Here is a 990-nt window from a genome sequence, read left to right as displayed (position 1 = left end):
TCCTTTTTAACCGCGTTTTCTTCAATAAAATGTGCGACCTGTTCTCGCTGAGAGACGGAGAGCTGGCAGGGTCTACCCGGACTAGGTTTGGAGTGCAGGCCTTCAAGTCCGTGAGCCAGATAGTTGGATACCCATGTATTAACACTGCCTCTGGCAACCCCAAGGTAAGCGGCTATCTGAGTACGTGTTTCTCCTTTCTTGAAATGATACAAAGCTAAATAGCGGGTCCGTAATTGGCCGTTGGATGTCTGCTTTGCTAATTGTTTAAAGTCGTCGGCGGTATGCATATGAAAATCACTCGAATATGAATACTGCCATTAGATCAAACTTTTAAGGCAATTGGTATTAGTGTGCGCTTATGAGCTCTACGGTTGTACGATGGGGGTCCCGGTCTTCGCTGAGCGAAACCGGGATGACAGGTCTTTATTTTATTTGCTCTGTGTAAAGAGCTCTTTTGAACTCTACGGTTGCACGATGGGGGTCCCGGTCTTCGCTGAGCGAAACGGGATGACGGTTCTTTCTTTTATCAGCGCTGTGTACAGTGCGCTTTTTAACTCTACGGTTGCACGATGGAGGTCCCGGATAAGCACTGCGTGCTTTCCGGGATGACGGTGATGTGGTGTTCCGATGACGATTCTTTCTTTTATCGGCGTTATATCGGTGTGCAGAAACGAAAAAAGCCCACTCAAATGAGTGGGCTTTTTTCTTAATTGGGAGCCCCGTAGCCGGCGCGGGCGGTGTTCTACTCTCACATGGGGGCAGAGAACGGTTTCAAGCAAGCAAACCGTTTTGCTTGCTCCGTTCGGAGCGGCTTCGCCTCTGGCGAAGACTGGGGGCCCCCTTCGGGAACGGACGACCGCGAAGTAGAACTTTCAGTTTTACTTAAACGAAAAAAGGCCGACCTTCATGGTCGACCTTTTTCGTTTCAATTAGGAGCCTGGCGGTGTTCTACTCTCACATGGGGAGACCCCACACTACCATCGACGCTAA

1 protein-coding gene is annotated in these 990 nt (G+C 49.7%); it reads right to left on the bottom strand.

What is annotated here, in order from left to right; translation table 11 throughout:
- On the bottom strand, positions 1 to 287 hold a 287-nt coding region (locus C6Y40_RS10590; protein ID WP_146129536.1), incomplete at its 3' end, for a helix-turn-helix domain-containing protein.
- Positions 288 to 990: the final 703 nt, after the last annotated feature.

This window comes from Marisediminitalea alba, assembly GCF_002993365.1.
GTDB classification, from domain to species: Bacteria; Pseudomonadota; Gammaproteobacteria; order Enterobacterales; family Alteromonadaceae; genus Alteromonas; species Alteromonas alba.
This window is presented reverse-complemented; position numbering and strand designations above follow the sequence as displayed.